Source organism: Paenibacillus sp. FSL R5-0486, from assembly GCF_037975155.1.
Lineage (GTDB): Bacteria > Bacillota > Bacilli > Paenibacillales > Paenibacillaceae > Paenibacillus > Paenibacillus amylolyticus.
This window is the reverse complement of sequence record NZ_CP150237.1, coordinates 502,330-519,852: the sequence shown is the minus strand read 5'-3', so window position 1 is coordinate 519,852 and position 17,523 is coordinate 502,330. Positions and strand designations below refer to the sequence as shown.

The 17,523-nt window shown below is 47.5% G+C and carries 21 protein-coding genes and 1 riboswitch; of the genes, 9 read left to right on the top strand and 12 right to left on the bottom strand.

All coding sequences use genetic code 11. The features are described from left to right. Positions 1–9: 9 nt before the first annotated feature. The 8 genes from MKY01_RS02485 to MKY01_RS02450 form a co-directional block, all read right to left on the bottom strand. Positions 10–843, bottom strand: coding sequence for a DUF2785 domain-containing protein (locus MKY01_RS02485; protein WP_315372435.1), 834 nt, complete (start codon positions 841–843; stop codon positions 10–12). Positions 844–846: 3 nt separating this feature from the next. Beyond that, positions 847–1,437, bottom strand: coding sequence for a histidine phosphatase family protein (locus MKY01_RS02480; protein WP_315372436.1), 591 nt, complete (start codon positions 1,435–1,437; stop codon positions 847–849). Then, complete coding sequence (locus tag MKY01_RS02475) at positions 1,434–2,024, bottom strand: DUF1572 family protein (protein WP_315372437.1); 591 nt, start codon at positions 2,022–2,024, stop codon at positions 1,434–1,436. The genes MKY01_RS02480 and MKY01_RS02475 overlap by 4 nt, the downstream gene beginning before the upstream one ends. A gap of 68 nt (positions 2,025–2,092) precedes the next feature. Beyond that, positions 2,093–2,422, bottom strand: coding sequence for a DUF952 domain-containing protein (locus MKY01_RS02470; protein ID WP_101314894.1), 330 nt, complete (start codon positions 2,420–2,422; stop codon positions 2,093–2,095). A gap of 51 nt (positions 2,423–2,473) precedes the next feature. After that, positions 2,474–3,031, bottom strand: coding sequence for a GNAT family N-acetyltransferase (locus MKY01_RS02465; RefSeq protein WP_180361879.1), 558 nt, complete (start codon positions 3,029–3,031; stop codon positions 2,474–2,476). A 28-nt stretch (positions 3,032–3,059) separates the two neighbouring features. Then, complete coding sequence (locus MKY01_RS02460; RefSeq protein ID WP_101314892.1) at positions 3,060–3,467, bottom strand: DUF2809 domain-containing protein; 408 nt, start codon at positions 3,465–3,467, stop codon at positions 3,060–3,062. A 4-nt stretch (positions 3,468–3,471) separates the two neighbouring features. Beyond that, positions 3,472–4,023 (bottom strand): GrpB family protein, encoded by a 552-nt coding sequence (locus MKY01_RS02455; RefSeq protein ID WP_047840366.1) that lies wholly within the window; start codon positions 4,021–4,023, stop codon positions 3,472–3,474. Between the two features lie 386 nt (positions 4,024–4,409). Next, positions 4,410–5,516, bottom strand: a complete 1,107-nt coding sequence (locus MKY01_RS02450) for an Ig-like domain-containing protein (protein ID WP_253505265.1) — start codon at positions 5,514–5,516, stop codon at positions 4,410–4,412. 179 nt (positions 5,517–5,695) lie between these two features. Between MKY01_RS02450 and MKY01_RS02445 the strand changes: the two genes are divergently transcribed. Continuing rightward, entirely contained in the window at positions 5,696–5,899 is a 204-nt protein-coding gene (locus MKY01_RS02445) for a hypothetical protein (RefSeq protein WP_076253873.1), read from the top strand. A gap of 228 nt (positions 5,900–6,127) precedes the next feature. Here the strand turns inward: MKY01_RS02445 and serS are convergent, their stop codons facing one another. Continuing rightward, positions 6,128–7,426, bottom strand: a complete 1,299-nt coding sequence (gene serS, locus MKY01_RS02440; RefSeq protein ID WP_339285232.1) for a serine--tRNA ligase — start codon at positions 7,424–7,426, stop codon at positions 6,128–6,130. 387 nt (positions 7,427–7,813) lie between these two features. Between serS and MKY01_RS02435 the strand changes: the two genes are divergently transcribed. Beyond that, on the top strand, positions 7,814–9,049 hold the full coding sequence (locus tag MKY01_RS02435; RefSeq protein WP_339285230.1) for an MFS transporter: 1,236 nt from the start codon (positions 7,814–7,816) through the stop codon (positions 9,047–9,049). Positions 9,050–9,471: 422 nt separating this feature from the next. Here the strand turns inward: MKY01_RS02435 and MKY01_RS02430 are convergent, their stop codons facing one another. Next, on the bottom strand, positions 9,472–9,984 hold the full coding sequence (locus MKY01_RS02430) for a hypothetical protein (RefSeq protein WP_339285228.1): 513 nt from the start codon (positions 9,982–9,984) through the stop codon (positions 9,472–9,474). Positions 9,985–10,158: 174 nt separating this feature from the next. Here MKY01_RS02430 and MKY01_RS02425 point away from each other — a divergent pair, with 174 nt between their 5' ends. The 7 genes from MKY01_RS02425 (at position 10,159) to MKY01_RS02395 (ending at position 16,052) form a co-directional block, all read left to right on the top strand. Further along, positions 10,159–10,545: a VOC family protein gene (locus tag MKY01_RS02425; protein ID WP_076319528.1), complete on the top strand. Its 387-nt coding sequence runs from the start codon at positions 10,159–10,161 to the stop codon at positions 10,543–10,545. A gap of 17 nt (positions 10,546–10,562) precedes the next feature. Continuing rightward, on the top strand, positions 10,563–11,318 hold the full coding sequence (locus tag MKY01_RS02420) for an NAD(P)-dependent oxidoreductase (protein WP_339285226.1): 756 nt from the start codon (positions 10,563–10,565) through the stop codon (positions 11,316–11,318). A 143-nt stretch (positions 11,319–11,461) separates the two neighbouring features. Then, positions 11,462–11,574, top strand: a riboswitch (TPP riboswitch). A gap of 306 nt (positions 11,575–11,880) precedes the next feature. Next, positions 11,881–12,921: an ABC transporter substrate-binding protein gene (locus MKY01_RS02415; protein WP_339285224.1), complete on the top strand. Its 1,041-nt coding sequence runs from the start codon at positions 11,881–11,883 to the stop codon at positions 12,919–12,921. Positions 12,922–13,145: 224 nt separating this feature from the next. Further along, on the top strand, positions 13,146–13,436 hold the full coding sequence (locus MKY01_RS02410) for a thiamine-binding protein (protein ID WP_017690996.1): 291 nt from the start codon (positions 13,146–13,148) through the stop codon (positions 13,434–13,436). Beyond that, positions 13,436–14,194: an ABC transporter permease gene (locus MKY01_RS02405; protein WP_339285221.1), complete on the top strand. Its 759-nt coding sequence runs from the start codon at positions 13,436–13,438 to the stop codon at positions 14,192–14,194. The genes MKY01_RS02410 and MKY01_RS02405 overlap by 1 nt, the downstream gene beginning before the upstream one ends. Before the next feature lie 37 nt (positions 14,195–14,231). After that, the gene (locus tag MKY01_RS02400) at positions 14,232–15,140 is read left to right on the top strand and encodes an ABC transporter ATP-binding protein (RefSeq protein ID WP_076253880.1); all 909 of its coding nucleotides are present in this window, start codon (positions 14,232–14,234) and stop codon (positions 15,138–15,140) included. 105 nt (positions 15,141–15,245) lie between these two features. Then, a complete protein-coding gene (locus MKY01_RS02395; protein ID WP_315370563.1) occupies positions 15,246–16,052 on the top strand; it encodes a TatD family hydrolase in 807 nt (268 codons plus the stop codon). A 100-nt stretch (positions 16,053–16,152) separates the two neighbouring features. On the opposite strand, the gene nfsA is transcribed toward MKY01_RS02395, so the two are convergent. Both nfsA and MKY01_RS02385 read right to left on the bottom strand, forming a co-directional pair. Next, positions 16,153–16,896, bottom strand: coding sequence for an oxygen-insensitive NADPH nitroreductase (gene nfsA / locus MKY01_RS02390; RefSeq protein WP_339285218.1), 744 nt, complete (start codon positions 16,894–16,896; stop codon positions 16,153–16,155). Further along, positions 16,889–17,488 carry a TetR family transcriptional regulator gene (locus MKY01_RS02385; protein ID WP_076319536.1) on the bottom strand — a complete coding sequence of 200 codons (600 nt, stop codon included), beginning with the start codon at positions 17,486–17,488 and terminating at the stop codon, positions 16,889–16,891. The genes nfsA and MKY01_RS02385 overlap by 8 nt, the downstream gene beginning before the upstream one ends. Between the last annotated feature and the right edge of the window lie 35 nt (positions 17,489–17,523).

The following is a 17,523-nucleotide window of genomic DNA, read 5'->3' as shown; positions in this document are numbered from 1 at the left end:
AGCGTATCGTTATTTATCTCTCTCCAATGCCTGCAATACCAGTGAACAAACTGCCGGAAACGGCTCATCTTCTTCTGTACGTATCGCAAGATACAGTGTCTGCAAAAACAGACGCACATTCAGGTTCCTATGACTGGTTTCCAGAAGTGATCTGTTCACCGCCTGGTCTCCTTGATGAAGGGAATCGATCCACGTCGTAATATCCTTTGGCTCCAACAGATTGCGACGCAGAATGGTAATCACAGCATGCGCTATTCGCTGATCTTCATCATGGATGTAAACCACACTTGATTCCGTTATTTTTACAGCGAGTGCATGCAGAAGTTCCAGCAGATCCGTTCGCTCCAGATATGGTGATTGTGCCAAGTCTTCAACCGCATCCGCCGCATGTGCGGGGGCATGTGCCCAGCCCTTGTTATCGGCGTAGCCGCGAACATCTTTTTCAAGCTCCAGATATGTAGTCAACCGATGATGAATCCCTGCGATATCCTCTTTGTTCAAGAAGGGTTGCTGACGATCCACATTCAGAATGGGAGGCAGTAACAATACGGAGAACGTCCGCGTAAACACACTATCCGTTCCCTGCTCTCCGATCCCATAGAACAAGTGCTGATCGTCCAGCGCCAACTGCAACATATGCCTTAGCTGATCTTCCGAAAATACACCCTGTCCAATCCAGGTTGCAAACGTAACATAGATCAATTCATCCCGCAGGACAGGGTCAGTACTACCAATATGCTTCATCATATGCAGTGCCAATTCGTAAGGCTGTTCCTCGTGATCAATGGAATGATTAGACGACTGAATATGCTGTAATTTTTGTTTTAACGTCAGGGCATCCATCTATTAAGACTCCCCGGGCGAATCCAAATGCACACTGCAATTGTACAGTTCGCATTGCCACGCATTCTCATTCTTGGCGATCCGGGTAATGGATGTGTTGGACAGCTTCACGCTGATATCCAGTTCAGGCACCAGTCCTCGCAGTGTATTCCGCAGGACGGCCCCATGACTGACAACAATCACTCTTCCATCGGGGTGCTGCCGTACAATATCTTCAAGCACCGCACTACCTCGAACAGTCCCTGCATCTACAAGCTCACGTCCCAGATCCAGAGTACTCCAGTCCGCTCCCCACTTGGCTAACCGTTCCTCTTCCGTCGTTCCTTCGACCTGTCCTCCGCCCATCTCGCGAAGTCTAGGGTCCAGATGAATCTCCTGAATGCCCAAGTGATCACCAATGATGCGAGCTGTCTCACTTGCACGCTCCAAGTCACTTGAATAGATGGCATCCCAGGATTCCTCGGCCAGTCTCGCGGCAAGTAAAACTGCCTGTTCCCTGCCTTCCTGATCCAGCGGATTATCCGTCTGTCCCTGCGAACGTTTTTCCTTATTCCACGCTGTGCTTCCATGGCGAATCAATGCAATTTGAGTCATTGTTGTTCCTCACCTTTTTCTATATGAAGTTCATCTTCTGTAAAATGTTTGCGTGCCTTCGGCTTGGCAAATTTGCCTCCATTATATTGAGAAGACCCGTTTCTCGGAATAGAGAGACTGTCCCAAGCTGTTTCTTTGAGCATTTTCGCGGCAAATACAATCTGCCCGACATGATACGGATAATGCGCCAATTGCCGAATAATAGCCTCCATGACGGTGTGTCCTTCATTGCGAATGTATATGATGTGAGACAATTGTTCCGGGGTAAACGAACGAATAGCTTCGAGTACGCATGTCCAGCCTTCCTCCCATTTAGCAAGCAACTCTTCCCTGGAAGCAATATCATTCACGAACTCGGCGTCCCGTTCACGCCACGGTTTCTCACCATCTGTTGTCAGTACATCCGTCCAACGGGACAGCATATTGCCCCATAGATGTTTTACGATAACCGCAATGCTGTTCGCGTCTTCATTCCAGGATTGAAACAATTGCTCGGAATCCAGTTGTGCCATGGCTTTTTCCCCGAGCTGCTTGTAATACAAGAATTGCTTCTCCGCTGTCTCCAAAAAAACCTGATTCATATCCATCCGTTAACCACCCTTCGGAAAAGTATGTTGTCCCCAGATCATGTTCAAACAGAAGCGTCACATGTTATTTATTCAGGAAATGAAAACGTACCGTCTGCATTCGGTTCAAATGGAATGACTTTGCGAACCGCATCCAGATTGAGCTCTCCATAGATATGTGGATATAGTTCATTTAATTCGTAGAGATCCTCATACACCAGTTCTGGCTCTAACGCCTTCTCATCAATACTAAGTAATAATAGATCCGTGCGGCCTGCATAATATTGCCCGGCTACCCATGGAATTTGTTCCTTAGTGGAACAATGAATGAATCCGTCTGTCTCCAGGCTATCTGGTGCATACTCAGTCCCCTTTGACACTTGCTCCCACAACGAACGGGAAATAATACTATAGATCATGGTTCTGCCTCCTTCAATTTCTGCGATGTACCCTATGAGTCATTGGAAGTATTATAGATCATCCCGGATACGGGAGTACAATTTTTGATCCGTAAATACACCTTTGATCTTCAACTGTTTGCGTAGCAAACCTTCGTACGACATACCCAGCTTCTCCATTACGCGTGCAGAGCCTATGTTGCCTGCATTACATTTCCCCTCCAACCGATTGCAGTCCAGTTCCCGAAAGCAATAATCCACGATGGGTTGCATCGCTTCTGCTGCGAGCCCCTTACCCCATTGACTGCTGGCTATCGCGTACCCTAGTTCAGCACTCTGCATGGGTTCGTTGAGATGAAAAATGCCACCTCTCCCAATCAAGGTCCCTGTTTCCTTCAAAATAAAAGCCCAGATATGTACCGTTTTCCGTTCATAATTATCCAGTACCCGCTGAATATATTGAATTGAATCCTCCACCGTCTCATGGTAGTTCCACAAGCTTTGCTGACTCACTCGCGGATCAGAGGCAAACGCATAATATTCATCAAGATCATCCATCGTAAGCCGCCTCAGTTTTAACCGCTGTGTTTCGAATTCGGGCAATTCGGCAAAAAGTTTTTCTACATTCATGCAGCACACCTCCATGATTCACTTGAGTTCATGATCCAGCCATCTTATTTCTCAGGAAATAACGATCTATCATAACCATGCACAGAATACCGACCGTATATCGAATCAGATCGATCACCAGAAAACCATGTCCCAAAATAAGAGCACCTAATACGGTAGAACGTATCTCAATCAGCCAAGGCGTCTGAATCAACTGCGAGAACTCAATCATCCAGCTGAATACACAGCTCAAACACATCGCCCATACCAAGCTGCGATGAGGCCACACCATGCGTACTCCGAAATAAATCATGCCCGCCCAACATGCATCCCCGAAATGTTCATGCACCCAACCCGGCAATCGTTCACCAAAGTGTCTGGATACGAGTCCTGCCGCCATGGTCATCATGACTGCTAAGAAATAGATCAGCCTGTCTCTGATAAGTACGCTTTTCAATCAATCACACGCCTTCATCAAGCACTTGTAAAATAAATTGCGTTTTGGCAGCGGTATACGATTCCCTATCTTCCTTGTTCTCATCAGCAAGCTTTGTCTTCAGGACGGCGTAAGCTTCCACCAGATCTGGGCGTTTTCTCAGCACATCCCGAAACCGAATTTGACGATCCCAGCGTTCTTCTCCCGGGCGCATCAGATGCAGGTGTACAGCTCTCTTGCCATCCTTAACCCTGACCCAGAATCGTCTGTACTCCCGTCCATCCAGTTCAGGCGGAACGTAGTTCCAGCCCAACGGATTCAGCTGATCCGCAATCAGATCCATGTCATCCCATGACTGTACCTCTGCCATCAGATCAATAATGGGCTTGGCGGGTAACCCTGGAATGGACGTGCTTCCGATATGTTCGAATTGATGAATATTAAACTGCTCTAGAAGACGTTTGAGTTGCCGGATTTCATCCTGAGCCTGCGCATCCCAATTGGGATTGGCCGGAGCAATCTCTACCGACTCTGTCGCCCAGGCAGGCCAATTTTCCGGTTGCATTGGATCTTTCATTCAGGTATCTCCTCTTCACCATGACATTTTAAATGGTAACCTTCTCTGTATTTTTCATAGGTGCGTTGCTTCATGCGCTTAATCGTAGCACTCCGTTGAAATGTAAGTATGGAACTTAGGGATAGAAAAAGATATTTCAGGTAAGCCAGATCACTAGAGTTAGAGTCTGAGCTTATAATCGAAGCTTTCATATTCATCCCATCCAATCCCCTTATATAGTTGTTGAAGCAGAAGGCATTTCAGATACATATTTCTATATATCCAAAAAAGGAGCGTATGTCTACGCCCCTTGGTTGTCTGTTACCTTGATGATATTGATGATTTTAACGATGTCATGTACTGAAACTAATTTTTGGATCATGCAAGATGCTTTATTATATGAAGATTTATTTTACCGTAACAGGGATCGTCACTTTTTTATTGCCCCATTTGGCCGTGATGGACGTTTTCCCTTTGCTTACAGCCACGATCTTGCCATTTGTTACTGTCGCTACGCCCGGCTTTGTGCTACTCCATACCGCGCTGTTCGTCACAACAGTGGTTTTACCCGTATCATACTGGGCCATCACACTCAACGTTGTACTTCCCTGTGGAGACAAAACCAGTTTTTTCTGGCCTGTAATCAGCTTTTTGAGCAAAGGTACAACGGTAACCTCTGCCTTTATTGTCTGATTTTGATAAGTTCCTGTCAAGGTGGCTTGTCCCTCGGTCAGTGTCTTAACGGCTCCATTTTTCACGATAGCTACATTTGTGTTGGAAGAGGTCCATACGATCTGTTTCGAAAGGTTGATCGTTTTGCCATTTGCGTAGGTCCCGATGACCTTCAACGCCTTGGACTTCTTGATGTTCAGCTGCATTGTGGCAGGAGTGACTTCAACTTTGGTAATCTCATCCGTCACAGCAACGGGGACTTTCACGATCGTTGTTCCATATTTGCCTTGCAGCAATACTCTGCCAGGTGTAACGCCTTTGATTTTACCGTTTTCCAGCACAGCCGAAGAAGTGGATACGGACCACACAATCTCAGACGTCACATCCTCTTCCTTACCATTCGCACGGGTAATGCTTACTTTCGGAAGGGTGCTTTCACTGCCTTTAACAAAACTGTAGGATTTCGGTGAAGCTTTGATGCTTTTGATCTTCTCCTGCACTTGGACAACCAACTGGGCTTTAGCCCCGTCTACTTCTGCAAAAATCGTTGCTTCGCCCGCGGCCACAGCCTTGACTTTGCCTTTCACCATCGTCGCAACCGCTGCATTACTGGTGGACCAAGTCACGCCTTGGGTAACATCCTGCTTGTTATCAAAACCTTCTACCGTTGCCATCACCTGAAGCGCAGCTGTTTCGGAGACACTCATTTTCTGCGGGCTGCTATTGGTTATTTCAATCGATGTCACGTCACCAGTAGCCGCCAAGGCCAACGAAGGGACCAGTACGGTCAATGCAATCATTAGAGCAAGTGTGCCTCGAAGCGCCAGTTTGATTCTATTCATTTCAATATCCATCTCCCATAATCCAATATTTTACTTCTATTATATTATATCGGATACGAATTGCATAAAGTTGAATAACGTGAGTGAGCGTCTTGGAACAATTCATGATTTTCATTGTATAATATGGGAAGGTCGCGTAATACTGTTTTAATAAACCTTAAAAATGAGGTGGGATATGTATGATCGAAAAGAATTTGCTTGATATGGTTTCACCTAAAAATAACCGTAAACGTATGAAAGCTATCGTCACTTCGACATCCACCAAGATTCGTCCTGAAGACGAAATGGTTCTATTGATGAAAACAGCCCGCAATCGTTTCAAAAAAGCCCTTGAATCTGGACAAATTGAAATCATTAACGAGCGTGAATGGAAGCTGCGTTAACATTTAAGAAATAACTTTATTTACTTACATAAACGAAGAAATTTTAATCAAAGAAGTAAGCTATATCTTAGGTTCCAGCACTTACCAGATCAGTTAAATTCAGCACAAAATATTAGGAGATCGGTTCGTTAAATAGTGTTACCGTTTAAAAGGGGATGTCCATCGTCACATGCAACATGACGTGTGGAACATCCCCTTTTTGAATTACTAAAGCGTTACCTAACCTCTCTACTTCACTTCATCCTGCTCTGGCAAAATCAAGCTCTCGGCCCCGCCCATATAGGGCCGCAGGGCTACCGGAATGTGAATGCTTCCATCCTCCTGCTGATGATTCTCAAGCAAAGGAATCAGGATACGCGGCGATGCCACCGCCGTATTATTCAAGGTGTGACAGTAGACCAACTTGCCTTCGGCATCGAGGCAACGAATATTCGAACGGCGCGCCTGAAAATCATGCAGATTCGACGACGAATGCGTTTCTCCATATGCACCGCGGCTTGGCATCCAGGTCTCGATGTCATACTGTTTGTACGTTTTCTGCGACATATCCCCGGTACATACAGCGACAACACGATACGGCAGTTCCAGTAATTGCAGCAATTCTTCGGCGTGTCCTGTAATCTCTTGCAACATGCGCTCCGATTCTTCCGCATCAGGAGCACAGAGAATGACCTGCTCAACTTTGGCAAATTGGTGCACACGGTATAATCCGCGTACATCCCGTCCGCCGGAGCCAACTTCACTGCGGAAACACGTCGATACCGCGGCCAGCTTCACAGGCTCTTGAACATCAACAATCTCATCCGCATAATACGAGACCAGCGGCACTTCAGAAGTTCCCACCAGCCACTTGTTCTCCCCTTCAAGTTCATAGACCTGATCTCGACCGGTTGGGAAGAATCCGGTGTTCACCAGTGCTTCCTCCCTGACCATCAGCGGAACCTCCATCGGTGTGAAGCCGTGCTTCAGAAGCAAATCAAGCGCAAGTTGCTGTACTGCTCGATGTAATAACAGGCCAGCGCCTTTTAATACATAGCTTCGCGTACCGCCAATCTTAACTCCACGGGGAATATCGATGAGATCATGCAACTCCCCAAGTTCCACGTGATCTTTGGTGTTATACTCGAACGTTGGCACCTCTCCCACACGTCGTAGCTCTACATTGTCTGCGTCCGACAAGCCATTGGGGGTATCCGGGGACACGATATTGGGTACCAGCCATTGTAGCTTGGTTACTTCCTCCTGCACAGGGGCGAGCCTCGCTTCCACCTGTTCCAACTGTTCATTGATCTGTTTCACCTGAGCCCGCAAACCCTCGGCCTGTTCCCGATTCCCGGCTTGCATGAGTCTGCCAATGTCCGCGGATAACGTATTGCGCAATCTGCGTCCTTCTTCCGATTCCTGCAAAAGCGCCCTGCGTTCCTCATCCCGCTCTAACAATGTGCGAATGTTGATCTTGATTTTTTTCCCGTCTGCCGCTGCCTGAACCTCTTCTGCATGTGCACGAATCCACTTCATTTCTAACATGGTCACCGTCTCCTTTGGCTGTAAAAATACAAAGAGCGCCCTCATCCCTTGGGACGAGGAGCGCTCTGCTCGCGGTGCCACCCAACTTGCTGAATCAGGATATCCTGCTTCCAGCCTCTTGGTCCGCGATAACGGGCGGTTCCGGTTAACTTGGGGAAATATCGCTCCCCTGGCGAAAACGCCTCCGAGTTGGATGCTCTTCAACGGCATGGTCCGATCTGTAATTGTTGGTCTCAGTATATACGAACGCCGGACCAGATTGCAACCTTCTGTATCGATCAGGAATTCATGGCACAACTTAACATGTCCTGTTATGATAGACTTTGTCTTCAAGATTGCGCTTTATTGTGATCCTCAATTTATGTATATAAGTAGAAGGAGTTCTTTATGAAAAAATTACTTTGGATCGGATGTCTGTCCTATTTCCTGATTGGACTTGCCCACGTTGTGCTCGGTTCCATTCTACCGGTTGCACTTGAACATTACGGCAAAGATTATAGCCAAGGCGGAACGCTGATCTTTGCTCAATTTGCCGGATTCCTGGGTGGTGTATTGTTATCTCCATGGCTGAACAGACGCTTTGGTAAACGGGGAGGCCTGTTAATCGCCACAGCGTTGCTCTGTATTGCAGAATTATCCTACATGCTGCTGCCACCATGGGGCTGGATGTTCGTCATTGCACCCGCTGCCGGCTTTGGATTCGGAATGGTTGAAGCTGTTATTGGCACCATTATCATCGCTGCAATCAAAGACAATACAGCCGTTGCTATGAGTCGACTGGAAGTGTTATTCGGGATTGGGGCGATGGTCATGCCGCTCATTGCCAGCGGTCTGATTGCTACCGGATACTGGCGTCTCTCCTTTCTCGTTGTTGCGATCTGCGCAGCGCTGACCTTTGTTTTCTGGGCGAAAGGATCATTCGGTGAACTCGATAAGTTTCTGGAGCGACAGAGTTCAAATCATGCTTCCGTAAATACGCACTCTGCTGGGACATCGGGTGAGATGCATCCCGCATCTGCAAGTACATCCAGTCCAACCTATCGTGGCCGTAACAGGACTCTTCTGGTATTATTCGTCCTGTTCTTCTTCCTCTATGTTGGCACAGAGATGAGTCTTGCGAACTTCATGCCGGCGATCCTGATTGAGAAAATGAACATGAAGGAAGCCGGAGCAGCCCTTAGTGTCACCTGTTTCTGGATTGCCATGTCCGTGGGACGGCTCTTCGCCGGTTATATCGCAGAGAAATTCCAATACCGCGTATATGTCCTGTACAGTTGTCTTGCATCTGTTCTCTTGTTAATGATATTTCCATTTACAAACCAAATCTGGTCTGCATTTCTCATCATCTTACTGCTTGGACTTGCGATGTCAGGGATATTCTCCATTGCCCTTGTCTTCGCCAGTAAACTGTTGCCCGGAACAGAAGAATCCACACCCAGCATTTTGATTGCCTCAGGTGGGGTTGGCGGTGCCATTCTGCCTTTGACTACGGGATGGAGTCTTGATCATCTGGCGGTTAATCAGTCTGCATGGATGCTTGCGATCTTTGCAGTTGGCCTGCTTGTCATTAGCGTAATCACGTATCAATGGCAGAACAAACATATAGTGAATTCTGCGACTTAACAGTTCTGTGTTGGTCTAGTCCTGAGGATTAGAAATACCTATTAAAGAAATCGAGATGTCTACTGTCATGACCTGACGGTGGACATCTTTTTGTAGCATTATTCTGTTCTAACGAACCTAGCACACGCTATCCCCCTCCATTTCCGCATGTTTGAAATCTAACGAATCCTAGAGACGTTATTATAGATAATTAGCTTCAATTAAATGTCTCGTTGGAGGTTTTTTGCATAATAACACCGCTGAGATTCGTTAGGTTTTCATTCCCTTAGAAACTCGCCTAATAAGGTGTCCTCGATTCGTTAGCGCTGTAATATGGCGGCAAGTACCCTATCTTTGCCTCTCTCATCTCCTTTCATTAAAGGTGAGAATAATATCTATTCATTTGCACAAGATTGCCCAGGAAATACTTATGGTCAACCAAATCACACACTTTTATTAACGACAGGCAATACAGGCCCGTTATCCTTGATGAATTTACCGAATACATATCGGACGAGTGGTCCCAGAACGATCAACTGATATGGAAGCGCCAGGCTGAAGTTACGAGCGATTGTATGGAGATACGTACGGATTACGGATGACCCCCCATTTAATTGATCAGCGAGATATGCCGAGATCATTCCATACATGGACATGATCAGAACCATGCCAATCACCATGAAAAATGAAATGACGAGCACACCTAAAATCTTATTGGACTTGTCGAAGGGCAAGGAGAATGCAATCTTTCTCGCCACAGGGCCAACAATGAAAGACTCCACCAGAAACGCGATGACAAAACATAATATGAATTGAAGCAGTATCTCAAGCGGGGACATCTTGCCGAGTAACCCACTGTGCCATAGATTGAAGAACATCATGACCAAGACCATTCCTGTACACATCATTAATCCCAAAATAATCTGTTCCTTCTTGCTTGTTGGCAATTCTCTCATCCTCTCTGTTTACCTTCGTAATTATAGAGATGAGGAAACCCTTCACATAAGTGAACATTTTGTGAACAATTATGATTTTTCCAATTTAAAATTGGATTTGACAACCATGTAGTACAGCTCTATGCTATCCCTTAAAATGGTAGAAACATTCACTACATAAGGAGGTTTTTGATTGTGAGTTTTCAAAAGCGCATTGACCACGTCGGCATTGCCGTTCGTGATCTGGAGACCACGCTGCGTTTCTACACGGAGATCGTTGGTCTTGAATTGAAAGACCGGGTGACCCATACCAACGGTATCATTCAGCTCGCCTTCCTTGGCTTCAATGGAAGTAATGAGACTGAGATTGAGTTAATTCAAGGATACAGCGACAAGCTGCCTTCTGAAGGTACGGTGCACCATTTTGCGATCCACGTGGATGATCTTGATTCTGAGTACAAACGCATTCAATCCACCGAAGCCGAATTTATCGACGGAGAGATTATCACACTGCCTAACGGTTACCGCTATTTCTTCATCTATGGACCTGAAAAGGAATGGATTGAGTTCTTCCAGCGCTAAGAATTGGAGCTGATTTCATGAACATTTTAATTACTGGCGCAGCCGGAAAAATTGGACGTGACTTGTCCCAACACTTGTCAGAAGCATTTCGCCTGCGACTAACGGATTTAAATATCGACAGACTGCATACGTATCAAGGGACCAGCCATGAGATCATGACACTGGATGTGACAGACCCCGAAGCCTGTCAGCGTGCTTGCGAAGGCATGGATGTGGTTGTACATCTGGCTGGAGATCCTTCCCCGAATGCCGGATTTTATGAATCGTTGTTGGACATCAATATCAAAGGCACATTTAATGTATTCCGTGCAGCTAAAGACCAAAGTGTACGAAGAGTCATTCTTGCAAGCAGTGCACAGACGATTGAGGGGTATCCCATTGATGCTCAAGTCTATCCGGACATGCCCACACGCCCACGGAATTTGTACGGGGTTAGCAAATGTTTTGGAGAATCGCTCGCTTCCTATTTTGCGTATACCGAAGGTTTACAAAGTGTAGCAATACGTATAGGTGCATATGATGATTTTCAACCGGACGGACCCGTGCTGGAGGCAAGGGATATGAGCGCGTATATTAGTCCGGCTGACTTGTGTGATTTGATGTTCAAAGCAATTACAACTACCGATCTGGAACCCTTCACCATACTGCATGGGATCTCGAATAATCGGTTTAAACGATTAAATCTGGAAACCACTCAGAAACAGGTAGGTTATGACCCAAAATCCGATGCTTTTGCACTCAGTCAGATTGCCTTATATGATTCCCCACGATAATTATTGAAAATAACACATCCAAACAGGCTGTTATACATATGTATAACGGCCTGTTTATAACTTATACGTGTCCCTATCCAGTTCATGACTGGACAGGTCCTACCCTCTGGCCTATAATTACACCTAGTAATGCCCGTAACTTCATAGTTTCCCAGGGGAGTCGGAATTGGCCGGCTGAGAGTGTATCCCACCAAGATACTAACCCTTAGACCTGATCTGGATCATGCCAGCGTAGGAATCGGAGTATATCGAAATGGCACAGCCCTATGGCTGAACGCCACCTCTCTAACGCCTGCACGCGTCCCGGAATACGGGGCGCTTTTTTTGTTACTATCAGAAAGTATAAGTTTGGAAGCATCACCTTCCTGATATTGCAAGAAAAACTGCCGCTAAGCGCAGTCTGGCTTCCTTGAATGACATCGATGGACGTTTTACTTATTCAAAAATAACGTCATCCGGATCTCAACTGGTATAAATCTGTCGATTTATGCAAGATGATTGGATATGAAGCCAAGGAGTACCCCGTGCCAATCGGCCGGACATACCGAAGGAGAGACCACAGATGAAATGGCGTAAAACGATGGGATTGTTGCTCTTGTGCGTGCTTATGGTGACTGTAGCCGCATGTGGTGGCAAAGAAGCTGCCCCAGCTGGGCAGAACGGCAACACAAATACGGAAAGCAGCAACGAAGGTGACACTGCCGCCCTGAAAGATATTAAAGTGGTGCTCGACTGGACACCAAATACGAATCATACAGGCCTGTATGCAGCTGTAGATCAAGGTTTTTATAAGGCCGAAGGCTTGAACGTGGAGATTGTACAACCAGGTGCCGGTGGCGCAGATACAATGGTTGCCTCCAATGAAGTGCCTTTTGGCGTAAGTTATCAGGAGAGTGTAACTCAAGCCCGCACACAGGGTGTTCCACTGGTATCCATCGCAGCAGTTATTCAGCATAATACATCCGGGTTCGCTGCTCCGGCGGATCGGAATATCAAGTCACCGAAAGATTTTGAAGGTAAAACCTATGGCGGTTGGGGTTCCCCAGTCGAAGAAGCCGTGATGCAATCCATTATGGAAGGCGACGGAGCCGATGTATCCAAAGTCAAAAACATTAATATGGGTGACGCCGACTTTTTCACCGCAGTAAAACGGGACATTGATTTTGCATGGATTTTCTACGCCTGGACGGGTATTGAAGCCGAACTGCGCGGGGAGCCCATCGACATGTTATATGTGAAGGATTATTCAGATGCATTGGATTACTACACGCCTGTCCTCGTAACAAACGAGCAGACGATCCAAAACGACCCTGAGTTGGTGAAAGCATTCCTGAAAGCCACCTCCGAAGGGTATCAATACGCAATTGATCATCCCGAAGACGCAGCAAACATTCTGATCAAGGCCGTACCGGATCTGGACAAGGACCTCGTACTGGCAAGCCAGAAATGGCTCAGTCCGAAATACACGGATGACGCCCCGCGCTGGGGTGAGCAAAAACAGGAAGTGTGGCAGAACTACACCGACTGGATGTTTAGCAAAAAACTGCTGGATGAACAGATCGATGTGAGCACGGCATATACGAACGAGTTCTTACCCCAATAAAATTTCTCATATAAAACGAACTTAAATTTTACACGAGGACGGAGAGGACAGAAATAACGTGAAAAAGCGAAGCGGTCGCCTTTATCACCGGATTTTCCCTTTAGAGAAAGGGAATCAAAAAAATCTGGGGATAACAGCGATTGGAAGGTTATTCTGTCATCGAAGTGGCAAGTGTAACAGTCATTAGTTCATTTTATATATCACGAAAGGAGCCGTGATCTCTCATGGCAAGCACACTACTTAGTATTCAGGTTATCCCGAAAACGCCAAATGGCGAGAACTCTTATCCTTACGTTGATCGCGCCATTGAAGTTATTCAGCAATCCGGCCTGAAATATCAGGTGAACGCGCTCGACACCACGATGGAGGGGGAACTAGAGGAACTGCTGGAAGTTGTCCGTAAAATGCACGAGGTACTCGTGGAGGCTGGCAGCCCAAGCATCATCTCCCAGATCAAAATCGCCCATAGCCCTACCGGCTTCAGCATGGATACCCTGACGGAGAAGTATCGCTAATGCCTGCCTATTTCAAAAGTGTATGGCCGCCCATTGTGGCGGTTATTCTCTTTATAGCGATATGGCAGGGAGCCGTCTCCCTCTTCCATATTGAGAAATGGATGCTGCCTTCACCGTCCGACATCGCCCGCGAAGCGGCAACCCAGGCCGAACGGCTTGGCATGCACGCTTCCGCAACCATTCAGTTAACGCTGATTGGATTCGCCGCTGGAACAGCGGTTGGATTACTGATTGCGATGGTACTGCATTTGGTCCCTTTTCTCAAGTCAGCCCTGTATCCTTTACTTATTCTTAGTCAAAATATTCCGACCATCGCGCTCGCGCCGCTCCTGTTAATCTGGTTCGGATTCGGGCTACTGCCCAAGCTGATTACAATCATTCTGGTCTGCTTCTTCCCCGTTGCAGTGGCGGCCATGGATGGCTTGACCCGTACTGACGCGGCGATGATGAACTATATGCGCATGGCTGGTGCGAAACGTCATCAGATCTTCTGGAAGCTGGAGCTCCCCCATGCGCTGCCATCCGTGTTCTCCGGTGTCAAAATCGCCGCTACCTATAGCGTGATGGGCGCCATCATCGCCGAATGGATTGGTGCAGACAAGGGTATTGGTTATTATATGATGTTGCAAAAGTCGGCTTATCGTACGGACCGCCTATTCGTGGCGATCATGATTATTGTCGCGCTCAGCTTGCTGCTCTTCCTGTTCATTGCCCTGCTGGAGAAGCTGCTCGTGCGCTGGCGGCCACAAAAGCGGTAGTAAAGAAGTAATCTGTATATTAGGAAGTGATGACCATATGAATCTGCAACAGGATGAACAAGTCCAGCCTGGACGAGGAGCAAGTGTAATGGAGCCAACGCACGGTGAAAAGTTTAACTCGGCTACGCCTGATCGACCTGCCAACACGACTCCTGCTCCGGTTCCACCTGCACTGGACGTTGTTAATGTTCATGCATCATTCCGTGAACGGCGTAGCAAGCTACCGGTTCTGAACGGCCTGTCCCTGACTGTGGAGCAAGGCGAGTTTGTTGCTATCGTTGGACCTTCTGGCTGTGGCAAGAGCACCCTGTTCCATATCATCGGCGGTCTGCTGAAGCCACAGGAAGGCCAAGTGCTTATGAACGGTCAGAATGTAACGGGACAGCGTGGCAAGATCAGTTATATGCCCCAACAGCCTGCTCTTTTCCCGTGGCGCACCATTGAAGATAATGTACTGCTTGCTGGTGAAGTAGCTTCAAGTGCTCCACCTCGGGCCGAAGCACTTGCAGAGGCTCGAAAGTGGTTAAGCAGCGTGGGTCTTGCCGGGTTCGAGCAGGCCTATCCTCATATGCTGTCGGGCGGAATGCAGCAGCGTGCTGCATTTCTGCGTGCCCTGCTCAGTCCGCAGGAACTCATGCTGCTGGACGAACCTTTCAGCGCACTGGATGCACTGACACGTAGCGACATGCAACGCTGGTTGCTCGATATCTGGGAACAGAACCGCCGCTCGGTGCTGTTCATCACCCACAATATCGAAGAAGCATTGCTACTTGCAGATCGGGTCTATGTATTATCCAACCGACCTGCAACGGTGTTGCACGAGGTACATGTTCCTTTTGATCGCCCAAGACGAGAAGAAATTACGGAGGAATCCGCTTTCCTGGAGCGTAAACGGCAGATTGCACAGTGGATGCGAGAAGAACAGCAGAAAGCCCGCCTATCTTGATAGTGCGGGTTTTTAAGTTATTTATTTCCTTTAATGGGTGATCCGCCATAAGAAATTCTGCGTAACATAGTTAGAATATAACTGAACACAAGGAGGAATTCCCTCGTGCATTCTCAAGCTTTTGCACCATTAATTGATGCTCATATTCACTTCGATCAGTATACCCCTGACGAACAACGCGAGATGCTGCTATCGTTTCCGTCTCAGCAGGTCGAAGCAGTCATTGCCGTGTCCATGAATCTCGCTTCTGCCAAGACCAATCTGGAGCTTGCAAAACAACATCCACGTAACATCTATCCGGCCTTCGGTTTCCATCCGGAACAGGAACTGCCGTCCATTGCAGAAATGGACCTCTTCTTCCAATGGATCGAGAAGCATATGGGACAAGCCACAGCCATAGGAGAAGTTGGCCTTCCCTATTACAATCGTCAGGAAGCGGAGCAGGCAGGGCAACGCTTCGATCAGAGCGGGTACATTGAACTGCTTGAACGTTTCATCCAACTTGCCAAAAAACATAACAAACCACTTGTCCTTCATGCGGTATACGATGATGCGGATATCGTCTGTGATTTGCTGGAGCAATATCAGTTCCGACGTGCTCATTTCCACTGGTTCAAAGGTTCTCGCCAAACCGTAAGGCGCATGGCGGACAACGGTTATTTCATTTCCTTCACGCCGGATATTCGGTATGAAGAAGAGATTCGTGAACTCGCCCGGCAATATCCATCGGAACAAGTGATGGCCGAGACCGACGGACCGTGGCCCTTCGAAGGACCATTTCAGGGACGAATGACACACCCGGCCATGACCAGACAGGTCATCCAGGCATGGAGCGAAATCACTGGCATGGGAACCGAGCGGGCCGCCCGGCTCTTTTATCAGAACACAAAGCGTTTCTATGGCTTAACTTGAGTACAATCAGGTAACAGCAAGTACTATCGCTTGTCCTGCCAGCACAACACAAAGAAGCCAGTCGGCTTCGCCCCGACTGACTTCTAATTTACTATATAACTTAGCGCTTCAAGAATCCTTTGCCTTCCAGGAACGGTCTCACTTGCAACCGTGTCGGCTCAGTCAGGCGCTTCGCCATCAGTTCGGACCATGGAGTCATTCTTTCACCATTAGTCCGTTCTTTCATGTACGCCGTCGTTGTCTCATCATACTGCTCAACACCTTTGATGCTCTGCTCGGCATTATAACGATTACGATGCAGAACTGCATTAAGTGGCAGACGCGGGCGAATTCCCGTTTCCTGATCTGCAACACCAATACACATGCCATACACCGGATATACCCCTTCCGGCAATTCCAACAGCTCAGCAACTTCCTCAATCCGGGTACGAAGCCCGCCAATATATACGATTCCGAACCCTAGTGACTCCGCTGCAAGAGCGGCGTTCTGGGAAGCAAGTGCAGCATCAATCGTGGCTACCATGAAATTCTCGGTTGAATCGGCATACGATTCCTTCTCAGGAAGATGACGATTCGCAGCATCACTCAGCCGATACAGATCAGCACACCATACAAGAAATACCGGACATTCATTGACATAGGCCTGGTTACCTGCCAATTCAGCCAGCTTGGCTTTTTGCTCTAAGTCAGTCACAGCAATTACGGTATATGCTTGCACACTACTTGAAGAGGAAGCCATCTGCCCAGCCGCTACGATAGCTGCAAGCTGCTCATCACTTACCGGGTCTGGCTTGTATTTGCGTACAGAGCGGTGTTTCATCATCAACTCAATGGTTTCATTCATGGCTGTTCACTCCCAATCCTCGTAGTACGAACTCAATTGTCTGCTCAGCAAGCTCGTCTGTATTCATATCCTGATAATCAAAGCCAAATCGTGAATTCTTGGCCCGTTTGTGCGCCAAAGCCACACCCATAACCTGAAGCATCGCATAAGATACGGACTCGACCTGGAACAATCCCTGGTCTTTTCCTTCTTGCAACAGGTCCCTCACTCGGGTCCATACAGGGTCTAGAAAACGAAATACGGTTGCTGTACGATGTGTACGCAGTGTAATTTCAAGTTGCACAATATCGCTCATCTCCCGATCCGTCATCGTGAACTTCACAACTTCACCAATAATTCGTCGGATACCTTCCACAGGCGAGGACATGGACTCTTCAGCCAGCGCGTTCATCATATGCCCAGGGAAGAAATGCTCAAATAATGCTTCGAACACCTTTTCTTTGCCGCCAAAATGATAAGACACCAGCGACACATTGGCACCTGCCTCATCACATATTTGACGAACACTCGTCCCGTCATACCCCTGCTGTGCAAAAAGCTTCTTGGCTGCAAGCAATATCCTCGTTTTGATATCCAACTCCGGTTCAGTCATTCCGTCCCGCTCCCTCTTGTCCGTTCATCTCATTC